This window comes from Variovorax sp. WDL1 (assembly GCF_001541225.1).
GTDB lineage: Bacteria > Pseudomonadota > Gammaproteobacteria > Burkholderiales > Burkholderiaceae_C > Variovorax.
On the sequence record NZ_LMTS01000009.1, the window covers coordinates 1 to 15730 of the forward strand.

18 protein-coding genes are annotated in these 15730 nt (G+C 68.4%); 8 read left to right on the forward strand and 10 right to left on the reverse strand.

Annotated features, from left to right (window positions below; genetic code table 11):
- Positions 1-48 precede the first annotated feature (48 nt).
- From APY03_RS01090 to APY03_RS01100, 3 genes are all read right to left on the reverse strand, one after another.
- Positions 49-1011, reverse strand: a complete 963-nt coding sequence (locus APY03_RS01090) for a Bug family tripartite tricarboxylate transporter substrate binding protein (RefSeq protein WP_068673186.1) — start codon at positions 1009-1011, stop codon at positions 49-51.
- Between the two features lie 214 nt (positions 1012-1225).
- Positions 1226-1438, reverse strand: coding sequence for a hypothetical protein (locus APY03_RS01095; protein WP_068673098.1), 213 nt, complete (start codon positions 1436-1438; stop codon positions 1226-1228).
- Between the two features lie 237 nt (positions 1439-1675).
- Positions 1676-1948: a DUF4242 domain-containing protein gene (locus APY03_RS01100; RefSeq protein ID WP_068673100.1), complete on the reverse strand. Its 273-nt coding sequence runs from the start codon at positions 1946-1948 to the stop codon at positions 1676-1678.
- A 150-nt stretch (positions 1949-2098) separates the two neighbouring features.
- Between APY03_RS01100 and APY03_RS01105 the strand changes: the two genes are divergently transcribed.
- The 6 genes from APY03_RS01105 (at position 2099) to APY03_RS01130 (ending at position 5084) form a co-directional block, all read left to right on the forward strand.
- The gene (locus APY03_RS01105; RefSeq protein ID WP_068673102.1) at positions 2099-2866 is read left to right on the forward strand and encodes a pseudouridine synthase; all 768 of its coding nucleotides are present in this window, start codon (positions 2099-2101) and stop codon (positions 2864-2866) included.
- A gap of 76 nt (positions 2867-2942) precedes the next feature.
- The gene (locus APY03_RS01110; protein ID WP_083944086.1) at positions 2943-3518 is read left to right on the forward strand and encodes a sensor histidine kinase; all 576 of its coding nucleotides are present in this window, start codon (positions 2943-2945) and stop codon (positions 3516-3518) included.
- A gap of 78 nt (positions 3519-3596) precedes the next feature.
- On the forward strand, positions 3597-3911 hold the full coding sequence (locus tag APY03_RS01115; RefSeq protein WP_146039268.1) for a hypothetical protein: 315 nt from the start codon (positions 3597-3599) through the stop codon (positions 3909-3911).
- A 40-nt stretch (positions 3912-3951) separates the two neighbouring features.
- Positions 3952-4200 carry a hypothetical protein gene (locus APY03_RS01120; protein ID WP_068673106.1) on the forward strand — a complete coding sequence of 83 codons (249 nt, stop codon included), beginning with the start codon at positions 3952-3954 and terminating at the stop codon, positions 4198-4200.
- Between the two features lie 155 nt (positions 4201-4355).
- Positions 4356-4730: a DUF4148 domain-containing protein gene (locus APY03_RS01125; protein WP_068673108.1), complete on the forward strand. Its 375-nt coding sequence runs from the start codon at positions 4356-4358 to the stop codon at positions 4728-4730.
- 129 nt (positions 4731-4859) lie between these two features.
- Complete coding sequence (locus APY03_RS01130) at positions 4860-5084, forward strand: hypothetical protein (protein ID WP_068673110.1); 225 nt, start codon at positions 4860-4862, stop codon at positions 5082-5084.
- Positions 5085-5181: 97 nt separating this feature from the next.
- Here the strand turns inward: APY03_RS01130 and APY03_RS01135 are convergent, their stop codons facing one another.
- The 6 genes from APY03_RS01135 to APY03_RS01160 all read right to left on the reverse strand — a co-directional run bounded on the left by APY03_RS01135 (position 5182) and on the right by APY03_RS01160 (position 10766).
- On the reverse strand, positions 5182-7275 hold the full coding sequence (locus APY03_RS01135; RefSeq protein WP_068673112.1) for a carboxypeptidase-like regulatory domain-containing protein: 2094 nt from the start codon (positions 7273-7275) through the stop codon (positions 5182-5184).
- On the reverse strand, positions 7272-8099 hold the full coding sequence (locus tag APY03_RS01140; protein WP_083944087.1) for a hypothetical protein: 828 nt from the start codon (positions 8097-8099) through the stop codon (positions 7272-7274). Before APY03_RS01140 ends, APY03_RS01135 begins: the two co-directional genes overlap by 4 nt.
- The gene (locus APY03_RS01145; protein WP_068673115.1) at positions 8096-8566 is read right to left on the reverse strand and encodes a hypothetical protein; all 471 of its coding nucleotides are present in this window, start codon (positions 8564-8566) and stop codon (positions 8096-8098) included. The genes APY03_RS01140 and APY03_RS01145 overlap by 4 nt, the downstream gene beginning before the upstream one ends.
- Positions 8563-9231 (reverse strand): hypothetical protein, encoded by a 669-nt coding sequence (locus tag APY03_RS01150; protein WP_068673117.1) that lies wholly within the window; start codon positions 9229-9231, stop codon positions 8563-8565. Before APY03_RS01150 ends, APY03_RS01145 begins: the two co-directional genes overlap by 4 nt.
- Before the next feature lie 74 nt (positions 9232-9305).
- Complete coding sequence (locus tag APY03_RS01155; protein WP_068673119.1) at positions 9306-9938, reverse strand: hypothetical protein; 633 nt, start codon at positions 9936-9938, stop codon at positions 9306-9308.
- Between the two features lie 186 nt (positions 9939-10124).
- Positions 10125-10766 (reverse strand): hypothetical protein, encoded by a 642-nt coding sequence (locus tag APY03_RS01160; RefSeq protein WP_068673121.1) that lies wholly within the window; start codon positions 10764-10766, stop codon positions 10125-10127.
- 265 nt (positions 10767-11031) lie between these two features.
- Between APY03_RS01160 and htpG the strand changes: the two genes are divergently transcribed.
- Both htpG and APY03_RS01170 read left to right on the forward strand, forming a co-directional pair.
- Positions 11032-13077 (forward strand): molecular chaperone HtpG, encoded by a 2046-nt coding sequence (gene htpG / locus APY03_RS01165; protein WP_068673123.1) that lies wholly within the window; start codon positions 11032-11034, stop codon positions 13075-13077.
- A 79-nt stretch (positions 13078-13156) separates the two neighbouring features.
- The gene (locus tag APY03_RS01170) at positions 13157-14461 is read left to right on the forward strand and encodes a cytochrome P450 (protein WP_102905139.1); all 1305 of its coding nucleotides are present in this window, start codon (positions 13157-13159) and stop codon (positions 14459-14461) included.
- A 23-nt stretch (positions 14462-14484) separates the two neighbouring features.
- Here APY03_RS01170 and APY03_RS01175 read toward each other — a convergent pair whose 3' ends face one another.
- Entirely contained in the window at positions 14485-15609 is a 1125-nt protein-coding gene (locus APY03_RS01175) for a CaiB/BaiF CoA transferase family protein (RefSeq protein ID WP_068673125.1), read from the reverse strand.
- Between the last annotated feature and the right edge of the window lie 121 nt (positions 15610-15730).

Here is a 15730-nt window from a genome sequence, read left to right on the forward strand (position 1 = left end):
AGGGGGTGGGCGGCTACACGAAGTGAGCCAACCTGGGGGTGGGCTTATCTACTCAATGACCGCGCCCGACGCCTTCACGATGTCGCGCCACTTCAGGTAGTCGGTCTTCAGGAGCGTGCCGAACTGCTCCGGCGTCATGCCCTGCGGCTCCGCGCCCTGGGCAATGATCGCGGCCTTCATGTCGGGCGTGGCCAGCAGCTTGTTCACCTCGGCGTTCAACGTGGTGATGATCTCCCTGGGCGTGCCCGCCGGCGCGAAGAGGCCGTACCAGGTGCTCACGTCGAAGTCCTTGTAGCCCAGCTCGGCGACGGTGGGCACATCGGACAGCGAGCTGCTGCGCTTGGCCGAGGTCACGGCCAGGGCGCGCAGCTTGCCGGACTTGATCTGCCCCATCGCCGAGGGCAGCGAGGACACCATCAGGTCCACGTTGCCGGCCAGCACGTCCATCATCGCCGGGTTGGAACCCTTGTAGGGCACGTGGCGCATCTTGATGTTGGCGGCGCTCTTGAAGATCTCGCCGGCCAGGTGAATGGTGGTGCCATTGCCGGGCGAGCCGTAGGTAATGGTGTCGGGTGCCACGCGCGCGGCATCGACCACGTCCTTCAGCGTCTTGAACTTCGATTCGGTACGCGTGACGATCACCACCGGCGTATAGGCCACGTGCGCCACGGCCATCAGGTCCTTGGTCGGCTCGTAGCTGAGGTTCTTGTAGAGCCAGGGCGCGACGACCATGTTGTCCTTCTGGCCCATCACGATCTCGTAGCCGGTCGGCTGCGCACGCACGGCCTCGGCGATGCCGATGGTGCCGCCGGCACCGGCCCGGTTGTCGGGCACCACGGTCCACTTGCTGACCTCGGTGAGCTTGGTCGCCACGAGCCGCGACAGGATGTCGGTGCCCCCGCCGGGAGGGAAGGGCACGATCAGGCGCACGGGCTTGGCGGGGTAGGGCTGGGCCTGCACGGCGGTGAACGCCAGTGCCAAGGCCGCGAAGGTCAGCAGCTTTCGGATCATGGGGTGTTGTCTCTTCGTTTCAGGCGCAGCCTGAAGGCTGCGCAGGATGGGCGGGCAGTGTGCCGGATCGGGCGCAATGAAGGGTGCGCGATTCGCGATGGCGATCTTATCGAAGCGCGAATGCCGGGGCTCGCGGTGCAACGAAGGAACAACCTAGATCATGGGCTTTTCGCGTATCTGAAACACGCGAAAGTTCGATTCGAGTTGCCTGTCCTCAGTGCATCGTCTGCGCGCCACTGGGGCCGCGCGCATCGGCGCGCCGCTGCAGCGCCGCGATGCCGGCCATCATGGCCGCGCCGTAGGTGGGCATCGGCCCCTCGGCGGCGTCGATGGGGCGGCAGTCGCTGCCGTCCTGCTTCTGCAGCACCCAGTAGAAGTGGCCGGCAATCGGTTCGTCCACGATGAGTGCGATGGCTTCTGTTTCCACGTGATTCCTCGTCTTTCAGTTCATGCGCCGGTTGTACGCAAGCCGAGGACGATCCGGTAGCGAGGAATTCACAAAGCGGCGCCCCGCCGAGCCACAGAAAGCCCGCGAGTGTGCAAATGCGCACGGCCTGCGGCCTTTATGACTTCGGCGCGCCGGTGCAGACGCCCACCGAGTACCGGCTCTCGGTACTGGTGCCGTCGGCTGCCGCTTGGTACGTTGAGACGCTCGCTCGCTCGCTCACTCCGCCGTCGTCGGCCCGATGATGGCGCGTACCTGCAACACGCTGTCGGCCGGGAAGCCCCCGCGCCGGGCATGCTCGCGGATCATCTCCTCGTTGGGCGCGACGTAGATGCAGTAGATCTTGTCGTCGGTGACGAAGCTCTCGACCCAGTTGATCTCGGGGCCCATCTCGTGCAGGACGCCGCGGGACTTGATGGAGAGCGCCTTGAGGTCGCGTTCCGACAGTTGTCCGGCGCCCGGGAGCGTGCGTTCGATGACATAGCGTGGCATGGCGTGTCCTCCGGTGAAGGGTGGCGAAGCGCTGGCTCCAGTATGGTCGCCGGCTTGCCGAAATGCGATGTGCCATCCGGCCAGTGGGCCCGGCGCCCGCTCTGTCGAATGGCGGACAATGGCGCGCCGCGTCCGAGCCCCTCGTTCCACATGTCAGATACCCCCGAACCGACCCGACTCAACAAGCGCATGGCCGAGCTCGGCCTGTGCTCGCGCCGCGAGGCCGACGACTGGATCGCGCACGGGTGGGTCAAGGTCAACGGCCGGGTCGCGGAGATGGGGCTCAAGGTCGGGCCTGCCGATCGCATCGAGGTCGACCGCAAGGCGCAGGACCACCAGCAGCAGCAGGTCACCATCCTCTTGCACAAGCCGATGGGCTACGTCAGCGGCCAGGCCGAGGACGGCCACGAGCCGGCCGTGGTGCTGATCAACCCGCGCACGCACTGGCGCGAGGATCCGAGCCGCCTGCGCTTCTCGCCGCCGCAGCTGCGCGGGCTGGCGCCGGCCGGCCGGCTGGACATCGATTCCGTGGGCCTGCTGGTGCTGACGCAGGACGGCCGTATCGCACGCCAGCTGATCGGCGAGGACTCGGGTATGGAGAAGGAATACCTGGTGCGCGTGAGCTACGGCGAGGTGGCGCAGAACCCGCAGGCCGCCTTCCCGCGCGAGCAGCTGCAGCGCCTGCGCCATGGCCTGAGCCTGGACGGCCAGCCGCTCAAGCCGGCGCTGGTCGACTGGCAGAACCCCGAGCAGCTGCGCTTCGTGCTGACCGAGGGGAAGAAGCGTCAGATCCGGCGGATGTGCGAGCTGGTGGGGCTCAAGGTCGTGGGGTTGAAGCGCATCCGCATCGGGCGCGTGGTGCTGGGACACCTGCCTGTGGGGCAGTGGCGGTATCTGGGGGCGAACGAGCGATTCTGAGCTTTTGGGCTTTTGGGCTTTTGAGCTGCTGGGGGTGTCTGCCTGCGCTTGATTTCGTACGTTGCTGTTGGGTTGAGTGCGGAGCCGGGATTTCGCCCCGGCGGGCGAGTCACTTGGCGTCACCCGCGCGCAGCACCTGATCGAGCAACTGCTGCGGCTGTCGCGCCAGGAAAGCGCCGCACCGGCTGCGTCCGCCGAGCCGGTGGACGTCGCCGCGCTGCTGCGCGAGAGCCTGGGCCAGCTGATGGTGGTGGCGGATCGGCGCCGCATCGACGTCGGCTTCGACGGCACGGTCACGCCCGTGGTCAGCGCACCCGCCGCCGAACTGCGCAGCGTGTTCGACAACCTGATCGACAACGCGCTGCGCCACGCACCCGAGGGCGGGGTGGTCGACGTGCGCCTGCACGAGGTGCAGGGCCAGCCGGTGGTGGACGTGGTGGACAACGGGCCGGGCATTCCGCAGGAGTTCATGGCGCGGGTGTTCGACCGCTTCTTCCGCGTGCCCGGCACCTCGGCCGGCGGCAGCGGGCTGGGCCTTGCCATCGCGCGTACCGCGGCGCTGCGACACGGGCTGCGCATTGCGCTCAGCAACCGCAGCGAGCAGGAGGAAGGCGGGACCGGGCTGATCGCTCGGGTCTATCTGCCCGCCTGAGATCTGTTGCGTTGAAAGCAGGCGAAAGTAGTAAAATTTTGCTTGTTACTTTGTGTTTAACTAGGCACAATGTATTACATGCAAGTTCACGATAACACCCGCACTCAGTGGTCGTCCAACGGCCTTCTTCGCCTGTTGCGCGCCACGCTTCCGCCGGTGGGTGGACGCCGGGCGCAGGCCGAATCCGAGCTGGACTCGCCGCCCAAGCGTCTCAGCAGCGAGCAGCTTTCGGCGCTCGCGCAGAAGTGGCGCCGCCGCTCCGAGGAGGGCGACGAGGGCGCCGAGTCCGTGGCCATGGCGCTCGAGCAGTTGGCCCGGCGTCGCGCCCGGGAAAAGGGCACGCGGATGCAGACCGTAGGCCGCCGCCTGTCGCAGCTCATGCAGCTGAGCTGAGGCAATCCCCGCCCCGTGCGGAATTCGGCAAACTCGAGCCATGAAGACCCAGACCGAAGCGATTTGCGAAGGCTACAACGTGGATCTGTCCGGACCCGGCCGTCCCTTGGGCGCGCGGGGCCAGTACCCGCGCTACGAGGTGATCCCGCTGCTCACCGACATGGAAGCCGAACTCCTCAACACCCTGGGCCTGATCCGCAAGATGCTGGTCGAGGGCACGCCGACGGTCGAGGCGCGGCAAGGCGTGGTCCATGCCATCGACGGGCTGCTTTCGGTTGCGCGCGCCTGAGTCCGGGCGCTCGCCGAGGGGGCCGGGGGCCCTAACACCGGGCTAAGTTTTCCCTAACGATCGTCTCAGTGTGGCTGCCTAGAGTGCTATCCAGGTCAGCCGAGACGCATGTCGCATCCGGCGCGAGACCTGCCAGTCACCTGGAGTAGATCGCCATGCAAGCCTCCCTGAAGTTCCTCGCCGTCACCACCCTGAGCGCCCTCGCGGGCATGGCCTCGGTGGCTGCCCTGGCCGAAACCTATGACGGCGTGCAAGCGCACACCTCGGCCCTGAGCCGCGCGGAGGTGGATGCGGAAGCGGTCCGCACTGCCTCCGCTCCCAACCAGAACGTCGTGCGCGGCTCGCGCGGCGCGGAGCCCTTCGCGGCGGTCGCCGATTCCAAGGCCGTGGCACGCGAAGCCATGCGCGCAGCCGCGGCGCCGGACCAGAACGTGTCCTCCGGCTCGCGCGTGAACAGCAAGGTCATCTCGACCATGCCGCATCCGATGGACCTGCGCACCTCGAACGCCAACGTCGGCAGCCGGCTCTGATGCGCGTCCGCCCGTCGACGGGCGGACGGCAGGACGAGGCGCCCGGCGTCAACTGCCGCAATGTTGCACCGCTCGCCGCCCTGGGCTGGTGGCGCAGGCCGGTCAAGCACTCGGCCAGGAGGAACGTACATGTCGCAAGCGAAGTGGGATCGAAGCACCATCGGCGTCGGACCCGACGTCAACCGGCGTCGCATGTTCGCCAGCGTGGCGGCCGTGCTGGCCGCGGGTTTCATCGGCGGCGCCGTGGTCCTGCGCGCGGAGGATGGTGCGCAACGGCAGGACGGCGCATGCCCGAACGGGTCTCGGCTTCCCGAGGCGCGTCCTGGTCAGAGTGTCCTCAGGTCTGTGACGTAGAGCACGCCGTTGATGCAGCCTTCACTCCCGGATCGAACCGGCCGGAAGCTCACATGACCGCACGAAAGATCGCGTGGCCGGGGGCGCTTGCGGCTTCTCAGCGCTCTTTCTGTACAGGGAAGTCGGCCGTCGCAGTGTCGCGCACGCGCACCTCGATGCGCCGCGAGGCCGCGCCGGCGCTGCTCCACGGCAGGGGCAGGTTGTCCTGGATCAGCTCGATCTCGTGGGGGCCGGCCACCACCTGTGGAAAGCTGTAGAAGCCCTGGGCGTCGGTGCGCGCCACGTAGCGGCGGTCCAGCACCACGGTCAAGTTGGCCACGCCGCCCTCGCTGGCTTCGTGCCGGCCGTTGTTGTCGTGGTCGAAGAACACATGGCCCTCGAGCCGGCCCGCGCCGCTGCCGGGCATGCCGCCGATCGGGGCGCTGGCCAATCCGCTGCGGTTCTCGTAGCGCAGCGCCACCATGAAGTTGCGGCTGGAGGGCGTGGCCAGCACCGGTGCCAGCGTCGCGGCGGAGAGCGCCGAGATCACCGCCGGGTTCAGCGATTCCTGCCCGCGGGCAGCGGTGTACTGGGCGATGAAGGACCAGCCCAGGCCCAGCGGCCAGCTCAGTCGGGCATTGGCGCTCACGAAGCGCGCGCTGTTGTCGCCCGTTCCGTTGCTGCCACGCAAGCTCAGGTCCAGGCGCGCGCCGGCCGGCAGCGGCGTGGTGCCGAGTACGCCCCAGTGCATCGTGCGCTTGCTGAAACCCTGCACGCGCGAATGCTCCAGGGCCAGCGAGGTCGACAGCGACTGCGTCTCGCCCACCGCCCATGCATGGTCGACCCCACTGCGCAGCACGCGCAGCGCGTTGCCGTGGGCGAGATCGGTGCGCCACTGCGTGTAGCCCCAATCGGACTTGTGTTCCCAGCTCGCCTGCGCCGATTGCGCAGCGAAGCTGCCGGAGCGCGCGGCCAGGGTGGCGGAAACCGCATCGCGCGAGTCGAAGCGCCAGCGGCCGAAGAGGTTGCCGAAGGCCGAGCTGCGCGGCGGGCCGCTGACGCTGTCGCTGAACTCGATATTGCCGCCCAGTTGCCACTGGCGCGTCGAAATATCGCCTCGCCAGGAGGCGCCGCGCAGATCGTTCGGCAGCGAGTCGCCGCCCCAGCGCAGCGATGGCTCGAAATGGAACACCGAGGCGGCCTGCTGCAGCAGCTCGCTGCGCCACGCGGCGTCGATCCAGGCGCCGGTGGCCGAGTCGTGCCGGGCCAGCGAGCCGGGCTGCGAGGGCCGGCCCTCGCTGCGCGCCAGGTTGGCCTGGATGCGCATGCCGCCCACCTTGTCGGCCAGGCTGCCGAAGCCGCTGCCCAGCGTATCGGCCCACGGCGCCAGGCCCTGCCAGGCCACGGCGGTCCAGGCCGAGCGCGTGTTCTGCGCATAGCCGGGTACGCCGTTGAGGGTGAAGTCGCGCGTCTCGATTGCCTGCACCGCCGCGTCCACCCGGTCCAGCGCCAGCGCGGCCCCGGCGCCTGCCAGTTGCGTCTGCGCGCCCAGGCCGGCAGCGGTGCCGCGCCCGGTCGTGAAGCCCTGGGAGTTCAGCCCGTCGAAGTAGCCCAGCCGGCCCGCCGAGGCATTGAGGCTGGTGCGGCCGGGCTGCTCCAGCGTGGCGGCCACGCCCTCGATCGGCAGGCTCGGCAGGTAGACGCGGCCGATACCGCGCGCCAGTGGCGTGCTCGCCATGTTGATGTTGCCCACGCTGTTGTTGCCGAACCAGCCGCCGTCGAAGGGCATGCGGCGCTGGTCGATGCGCCAGCTGCTGCCGGTGCTGCCGATGAGGCCGGCAGGCGCGACCGGCGCGCTGTTTCGGTTCAGGCTGAGGTTGGCGGAGAAGGAGCCGTAGCCGGGCGTGTCCAGGTGGCCGGAGAACAGCAGCGACTGGCTGGCCTGGCGCACCATGCCGCTCTGCCGGGTCGACTGCGCCTCCACGCTCCAGCCGCGCGGCCAGCCGGTGTCGCGGGCGACCGGCTCGTCGTCGGTCTCTGCGGCCTGCGGACTGTCGTCGAGCACGCGGTCGACGTACTCACCGGCCGCCGGTGCCGCCGGTGCCGCCGGCGCCGCGGGGTGTGGCGCGGATTGCGCCCACGCGGCCGCGCCGGCCAGGGTGGCGCCCGCCCAGCACAGTCCGAGGGCGGCACGCGCGAGCCTCCGTCTCACGGCGCGAATCGCTGCTCGACGGCCATGGAGCCCTTGCGGCCCCATTCCAGCTTGCCGCTGACGCCGAGGGGGTAGCGGATCGCGACAGCGGTCTCGGTGTCGCCGGGCCTGGTCGCCACCAGCGCGATCTCGCGTGTCTCGCCTGCCATGATGGGGGTGTTGGAAGCCTGCACCTCCAGTGCCGTGCCGTCGGCATCCTTGCCGCCGAGGAAGCCGGCCAGCCGCCCGTGCGCGTTGCCGGTGTTGCGGACCTTGATCACTGGCGTGGGACGGCCATTGATGGTCTTGACGGCGGTCCCCGCCAGTTCAAGCACGGGCGAAACGTCTCCGATGGCGACGTACACGATGACGCCGATGCGCGCCCCCAGTGCGATGGGCATGCCCATCGCGGTCGCCGGCTCCCGGCCTTCGATCATCACGGCGAAGCGGCACTCCATGGGCGGCGTGTCGGCCGGCGGTGCGATCTCGAATCGAAAGCGATAGGGGCGCCCTGGCGCGATGCTGAGCTCGCGCCGCTCGATCGCGACCCAGGGGCGGCAGCTGCCGGGCAGCAACTCGTCGCTGAAATGGACGGAGCCGTCGGGACGCAGCGTCCAGTCGGCTGTCTTGAGCTTGTAGGCGCCTGCGCGCGCGTCGCTGTGCGTCAGCTCGAGCACCTCGCGCAGCCGCTCGCCGGGCTTGGTGGAGAGCTCGAAACGCGGTGGCGAGACCGCCAGCGAGAACTGGGCCTGGGCCGGCAGGACGGCCGCCGCCGATGACGCCAGGGCAAGGGCAAGGCGGAAGGCGGCGCGGTGCCGGCGCAGGAAACCGGAAGGATGCGTCACGGCGTGACCTCGATCTCGAAGAAGAATTGCAGGGACTGCGCACGGTCCACGCTTCGCCCGTCGGCCGAAAGGTCGAGCTCGATGCTTTCCTGCAGGAAGGGCTCGCGTACCACGCCCTCGAACACCAGGGTGCGTCCGCCGCCACGCACGGAGCCGGGCAGCAGCCGGCCCTGGGTGCGCCAGGCGGCGATCATCTGTTCGCCCTCGGTCGGCGCCAGGCCCATGTAGAGGCGTGCGGGGCGGTTCAGCCAGGGCGAGAGGTTGAGCCGCAGCGCAACCGTGGCACGCCCTTCCACCGTGTTGTCACCGGCGCGGCCGGGCGCCAGCTGGCGCCAGCGCATCGGCGTCGTGGGTGGGCTGAGGTAGGTGCCGGTGTCGTCCACGCGATGGGTGGTGGCGGCCGGTGCCGCGGCCGCCAGCGCGAGCAGCGAGGCGGCCACGATGCAGGACGCGCGGCGCGCCTTCATGGCGCCGCGAGCGTGAAGATCGCACGCCCTGTGAATGTGCCGGCGGGAACCAACTGGGTATTGAGGTAGCGGAACGCCAGGCAGCTCTCGAACCAGGTGTTGCGCGTGACCGCGAGCAAGGTCTGGGCGCCCGCGGTAAACGAGCCGTTCGGGATGGTTGGCGTGGCGTCTCCGTTGCCGGACGAGGTCCAGGCGACGTTGCCGAACGCAAGCGTGTCGCCGTTGGCGTTGATCAGGCCGGCAGGCGTGCTGACGCTCAGCGTGGCGGTGCCGCCGCCGTTGCCCGGCCTCCGATAGAAGCCGCCCACGTACACCTGCCCCGTGGCAGCTGGCGAGGCGCAGAGCGCGGCGCCATTCCACGCACTGGCCGTGACGGTGCTGTTGGTGGTCATCGCCTGCGCGCTGCCGGAGCCGAGCTGCCCGCCGGGCACCGTGACCGACGCCGTGTTGACGGTGCCGTTGTCCCCCGGCGTGCCGTTGTTGTCGAAGGTGCCTCCCGTCATCGTGCCGGTGCCGACCTGCAGGAAAAGCGCCCGCGGGCCGGGCGTGATGTCGACCGTGAAAGCGTGCGCTGCGGGCAGTCCCGCCGGGCCGCCGAGCACCAGGGTTGCAAGGACCCACGGGCCTTGCCGGCCGCGGTGGAAGGAGCAGGGCGGGGTCTTCAAGGGGCATTTGCCTGTGCTGGGGCGCAGGGTTGTCGCAGCGTGCTTCTGCGCGCCAACTGGGCACTCCCCCAGGATCAGGGCGTGGTCGCGGTGTAGGTGACGCGGCCGTTGTTGGCTTCGGTGCTGCCGTAGGTGCCTGCCGGCAGCGCTGCCGTGTTGGCGTATGCAAAGGTCCAGCTGCCTTCCTGGCGCACCAGGCCGCCGGTGGCGGTCAAGGTGGTGGGCGCTGTCGAGGTACCGCCGCCGGTGCCAGCGTTGAATGGCGGATGGGCAATGGCGCCGTTGCTGAAGTCGGCGGTGGTCGCCGGAAGGGCGTCGGCGGTCACGAGGATGTCGCTCCATTGCACGGCCGAGGCGCCGCTGCTCAGCGGACCGTTGGTCGTGTTGTCCAGGGTGACGTTGCCGCTGTTGCTCAGCACGCGAACCGTGACGCCGCTGCCGCCGGGCAGGTCGCCACCCGTGCCGGCCACCTGCGTGCCGTTGCCGACGCTGCCGGCCGGCACGTCGAAAGTGATGTTGTTCACCGCGGTGTTGTCCGCGTAGCTGCCCGTGCCCACCTGCAGGAACAGCACCTGCGGAATGGTGATGCTGAAATCGAGCTTCGCGCTGGCCGACAGGGCGCCGCTGCCGGTGACGAACTTGGACTCGGCCTGGGCCATGAGCGGTGCCATGGTGGCAAGAGCAGCGATCAGGAGAAGTTTTTTCATGTCTTTCCGAAAGAGGTGAGTTGCGGGTGGCCGCAATGTAGGTGACTATTCGCCTTAAAAGTGAATACTTTAGTTTTCAGTAAATTGATATCAAATGCTTCCGTTAAAAAGTTGTGGCAGTGCCTTTGGACAATCCGCGATGGGTGGATAAAAGTGTTTACCCGGAAGGCGTCTCTTGCTCCCGCATCAGGGCACGGTGGCGCTGTAGACCACGAGGCCGTTGTTGGCGACCGAGCCGCCGTAGGTGCCGGCCGGCAGTGCTTTCTTGTTGGCGTACCTGTAGAACCAGAGGCCTTCCCGGCGCACCATGCGGCCCGTGGCCGCCACCGTGACCGGCACGCCCGGACCGCCGCTCGCGCCGGTGTTGAAGACAGGGTGGGCGATGGCCCCGTTGGTGAAGCGGAAGGTGGCACTCGGCAGGGCGCTCGTCGTCACGAGGATGTCGCTCCACGGCACCGTGGGATGGCCGGCGATGCCGCTGTCCAGCGCGCCAGTGGTTGTGTTGTTGAGCGAGATGTCGCCGCTGTTGCCGAGCAAGCGTACGGTCACAACGCTGGAGGAGAAGAGGTCGCCGCCGGTGCCCGCCAACGCCTCGCCGTTGCCGACGCTGGTGGCCGGTACGGTGAACTTGATGTTGTCCACCGCCGCGGTGTCGCTGTAGCTGCTACCCGTCCCCACCTGCAGGAACAGCACCTTGGGAATGGTGACCGCGAAGTCCAGCCGCGCGCTGGCCGAAAGGGCGCTGGCGCCAGTCACGGAATTCGATTCGGCCCGCGCTGCCAGCGGTGCGGCAGCGGCAAGAGCGGCCACCAGAAGAAATCGTTTCATCATGTTGCTCTGGGCGAAAGGTGGGCAAATGTAGGCGAGAAACTTGCCCTTTTTTTGGAACTTAGGTACTCACTTATTGCAGGGTGAGTGCTTTTGTTTGCTCGTCATTGCAGGGGTTTTCCCTAGGTGCCGCGCCGGCCGCCCTTGCCGGTCGGGGCGGCGATCCGCTGGGCCTGCTTCCGTGTTGGTCCCGCGCAGGCGCGCTCTTGTAAAGTTCTCTGTTCGCCCCGAGCTCTCCCACGTTTCCATTCCGCTCCAGCCAGTCATGACGCTTTCCAAGACCAAACTTCCTTTCCAGGCCGAAGTCGCGCAGCTGCTCCACCTGGTCACGCACTCGCTCTACTCGAACAAGGAAATCTTCCTGCGCGAGCTGATCTCGAATGCCTCCGATGCCTGCGACAAACTGCGCTTCGAGGCCATCGACCAGCCGGCGCTCTACGAAGACCAGCCCACGCTGGAAGTGCGGGTGTCCTTCGACAACGACGCCAAGACCCTCACCATCGCTGACAACGGCATCGGCCTGTCGCAGCAAGAGGCCATCGACAACCTCGGCACCATCGCCAAGAGCGGCACCAAGGAGTTCATGAGCCGGCTTTCGGGCGACCAGAAGGCCGACGCGCAGCTGATCGGCCAGTTCGGCGTGGGCTTTTATTCAGGCTTCATCGTGGCCGACCGGATCACGGTGGAGTCGCGCCGCGCCGGCCTGCCGGCCGAGGAAGGCGTGCGCTGGGTCAGCGCCGGTGCCGGCGACTTCGAGGTCGACACCGTCACCCGCCCGCAGCGGGGCACCAGCGTCACGCTGCACGTGCGCGAAGACGCCGAGGAGTACCTGAACCTCTGGAAGCTCAAGTCCATCATCTCCAAGTACTCCGACCACATCTCCCTGCCCATCCTCATGGAGAAAGAGGAGTGGAAGGAGGGCGAGGACAACAAGGGCGGCCAGATGGTCAAGACCGGCGAGTGGGAGCCGGTCAACCAGGCCAACGCGCTGTGGAGCCGGCCCAAGAAGGACATCACGGACGAGCAGTACGTCGAGTTCTACAAGAACATCAGCCACGACTACGAGCCGCCGCTGGCCTGGAGCCACAACCGCGTCGAGGGCAACACCGAGTACACCCAGCTGCTCTACATCCCCTCCAAGGCGCCGATGGACCTCTGGAACCGCGAGAAGAGCGCGGGCGTCAAGCTCTACGTCAAGCGCGTCTTCATCATGGACGAGGCCGAGGCCCTGCTGCCGAGCTACCTTCGCTTCGTCCGCGGCGTGGTCGACTCGGCCGACCTGCCCCTCAACGTGAGCCGCGAACTGCTGCAGGAAAGCCGCGATGTGAAGGCGATCCGCGAGGGCAGCACCAAGCGCGTGCTCGGCATGCTCGAAGACCTGGCGAAGAAGCAGCGCAAGACCACCAGCAGCGGCGGCGATGACGGCAAGCTCGACATCGGCTCCGGCGAGTCGGTGCCCGCACCCAACCCGGCCGACGGCGTGACCGACGTGGTCGACAAGAACGCCGACACCACCCTGGCCGCCGAAGCCGCGGCCGAGTACGGCGACGAATCGGGCAAGTACGCCAAGTTCTACGCCGAGTTCGGCGCCGTGCTGAAGGAGGGCCTGGGCGAGGACTTCGCCAACCGCGAGCGCATTGCCAAGCTGCTGCGCTTCGCCTCCAGCACCAGCGACACGGTGAGCGTGGGCTTCGCCGACTACAAGGCGCGCATGAAGGAAGGCCAGGAGGCGATCTACTACATCACGGCCGAGACCCTGGCCGCGGCCCGCAACAGTCCGCAGCTCGAGATCTTCAAGAAGAAGGGGATCGAGGTGCTGCTGATGACCGACCGCGTCGACGAGTGGGCGCTCAACTACCTGACCGAATTCGACGGCACGCCGCTTCAGAGCGTGGCCAAGGGCGCCGTCGACCTGGGCAAGCTGCAGGACGAGGCCGAGAAGAAGGCCGCCGAGGAAGCGGCCGAGTCCTTCAGGCCGCTGCTGGAGCGGCTCAAGGAAACGCTCAAGGACAAGGCCGAGGACGTGCGCGTCACCACCCGCCTGGTCGATTCGCCCGCCTGCCTGGTGGTGCAGGACGGTGGCATGAGCACCCAGCTCGCGCGCATGCTCAAGCAGGCCGGCCAGCCGGCGCCCGAGCTCAAGCCGGTGCTCGAAGTGAATGCCGAGCACCCGCTGGTGAAGAAGCTCGAGGGCTCGCCGCATTTCGAGGATCTGGCGAACATCCTTTTCGACCAGGCATTGCTCGCGGAAGGCGGGCTGCCGTCCGACCCGGCCGCCTATGTGCGCAGGGTCAACGCGCTGCTGGTCTGAACTCGGGCTGACCGAACGCAGGGGACGCAAGAGGCGCAAACAAGCGCAAAGTGCGCGAAAGAGACAAGGAGCCCATTCGATGTCTTCTTCTGCGCCTCCTGCGAAACCGTCGCGTGCTCCGCGATCGGGCGTTCTGGCCCCTGCCTCCCCCGACCTGTCGGGCTTCGACCTGCGCAGCCCCGGCCCGGCCTTCTATGAGAACCCGTATCCGTGGTACGCCGCGCTGCGCGAGGCGACGCCCGTGCGGCGCATGCCCGACGGCTCGCTGCTGCTCACGCGCCATGCCGACTGCGTGGCGGTCTACAAGGATACGCACAGCTTCAGCTCTGACAAGCGCGCTGAATACGCACCCAAGTACGGCGTCGGCAGCCCGCTCTACGAGCACCACACCACCAGCCTGGTGTTCAACGACCCGCCGCTGCACACGCGCGTGCGTGGGCTGATCGCCGGGGCGCTCACGGCGCGCGCCATCGAATCGATGGAAGACGGGCTCACGCACCTCGTCGCGGGCCTGCTCGACCGCATGGAGGAGCGGCAGCGCGCCGGCGGCGAAGTGGACCTGATCGAGGACTTCGCAGCAGCCATCCCGGTGGAAGTCATCGGCAACCTGCTCGGCGTGCCGCGCGAGGAGCGAGGCCCCTTGCGCCACTGGTCGCTCGCCATCCTCGGCGCCCTGGAGCCGCAGCCCAGCGAGGCACAGCTGGAAGCCGGCAACCGCGCCGTGACGGAGATGGTGGCCTACCTGCGCGGCTTGGTGCTCGAACGCCGCAGGCACCCGGGCGACCCCGCGCACGACGTGCTCACGCGCCTGATCCAGGGCGAGGCGGACGGTGGTGACCGTTTGACCGAGAACGAGCTCTACCAGAACTGCATCTTCATCCTCAACGCCGGGCACGAGACCACCACCAACCTGATCGGCAATGGCCTCGTCGCACTGCTCGAATGGCCGCAGGAGAAGCAGCGGCTGCTGGATGACCCTTCACTCATCCGCAGTGCGATCGAGGAGTTCCTGCGCTTCGAGAGCTCCAACCAGCTGGGCAATCGCATTGCCACCGTGGCGACCCGCGTGGGCGGCGTCGAGGTGCAGCCCGGCACGCGGATCACGCTGTGCATCGGTGCTGCCAACCGCGACCCCGCGGTGTTCGCCGAGCCGGACCGGCTCGACATCACGCGTTCGCCCAATCGCCACCTGGCCTTCGGCTCCGGCACGCACCAGTGCGTCGGCATGAACCTCGCGCGGCTGGAGGCGCGGGTTGCCATCTCCGCATTTCTCGCGCGCTTCCCGGACTACCGGCTTTGCGGGCCGGTGGTTCGCGGTGGGCGCGTGCGCTTTCGCGGCTACCTGCGCGTGCCGCTGAGCCTGGGGCTGCCGATCGAGTCCTAAGCCGGTTGACCACGCTGGCTGCTTCAGCCTTCGAGAAACCGTTCTCCCGGCGTCAGCGGCGCGTGGCGGTAGCTGGCCGGCGTGCGGCTCAGCTTGATCGGCGAGGCAATGCCGCGGTAGCCGCCTTCAAGCTCGACCACCATCCCGCGATGCGCCGTATGCGGGTGCTGGAGCGCCGCATCCACCGGCAGCACCGGCGCGGCGGGCACGCCGGCGGCCATCAGCGCGTCGACCAGCGTGCGGCCGTCGAAGCCTGCGAGCGCGGCTTCCAGCTGCTGCTTGAGCCCTTCGCGGTTCACCGAGCGCGAGCGGGCGTCGCGGTACAGCGGGTCTTCGGCCAGCCCGGTCAGGCCGATGCAGCCGCAGAAGCTCGCGAACTGCCGGTCGTTGCCCACGGCGACGAAGATCGGATCGGTGCCGGTAGCCAGCGCGTCGTAGGGATAGATGTTGGGATGCGCATTGCCCGTGCGCTTCGGCGTCGCGCCGTCGAGGAACCAGTTGGCCGCGTGAGGATGCAGCAGCGACAGGCCGCTGTCGTACAGCGCCGCCTCGACGAACTGGCCGCGGCCGCTCTTCGCGCGCTCCTGCAGCGCGAGCAGCACGCCGAGGGTGGCGTTGAGCCCGGTCACCATGTCCACCACCGGCAGGCCCACGCGCAGCGGCCCGCCCTCGGCTTCGCCGTTGATGCTCATGATCCCGGTCATGGCCTGCACCGCGGCGTCGTAGCCCGGCAGCGCGCCCAGCGGGCCATCGGCACCGAAGCCCGACACGCGGCACCACACGAGGCGCGGAAAACGCTGCGCAAGCGCCTCGTAGCCGATGCCCCAGCGCTCCATGGTGCCGGTCTTGAAGTTCTCGATCAGCACGTCGGCCTCGGGCAGCAGCGCCATCAGCGCGGCGCGGCCTTCCTCCGAGCCCAGGTCCAGGTGCTGCACCCGCTTGTTGCGGTTGAGGCCGCGGTAGTAGGAGGACACGCCGTCACGGAAAGGCGGGCCCCAGGTGCGCGTGTCGTCGCCCTGAGGCGGCTCGATCTTGAGCACGTCGGCACCGTGGTCGCCGAGCACCTGGCCGCAGTAGGGGCCGCCCAGCACGCGGGACAGGTCGAGCACGCGGATGCCGGAGAGCGCGCCGGGCGTGGTGTTGTTCATGCGAGGGCTCCCTTGCTCAATCGAGCTGCGCGCCGGATTGCTTGACCACCGCCGCCCACATCTGCATCTGGGCCGGGATGAACTTCGCGAGCTGCTCGGGCGTGGTGGCCGGCGGCGGCTC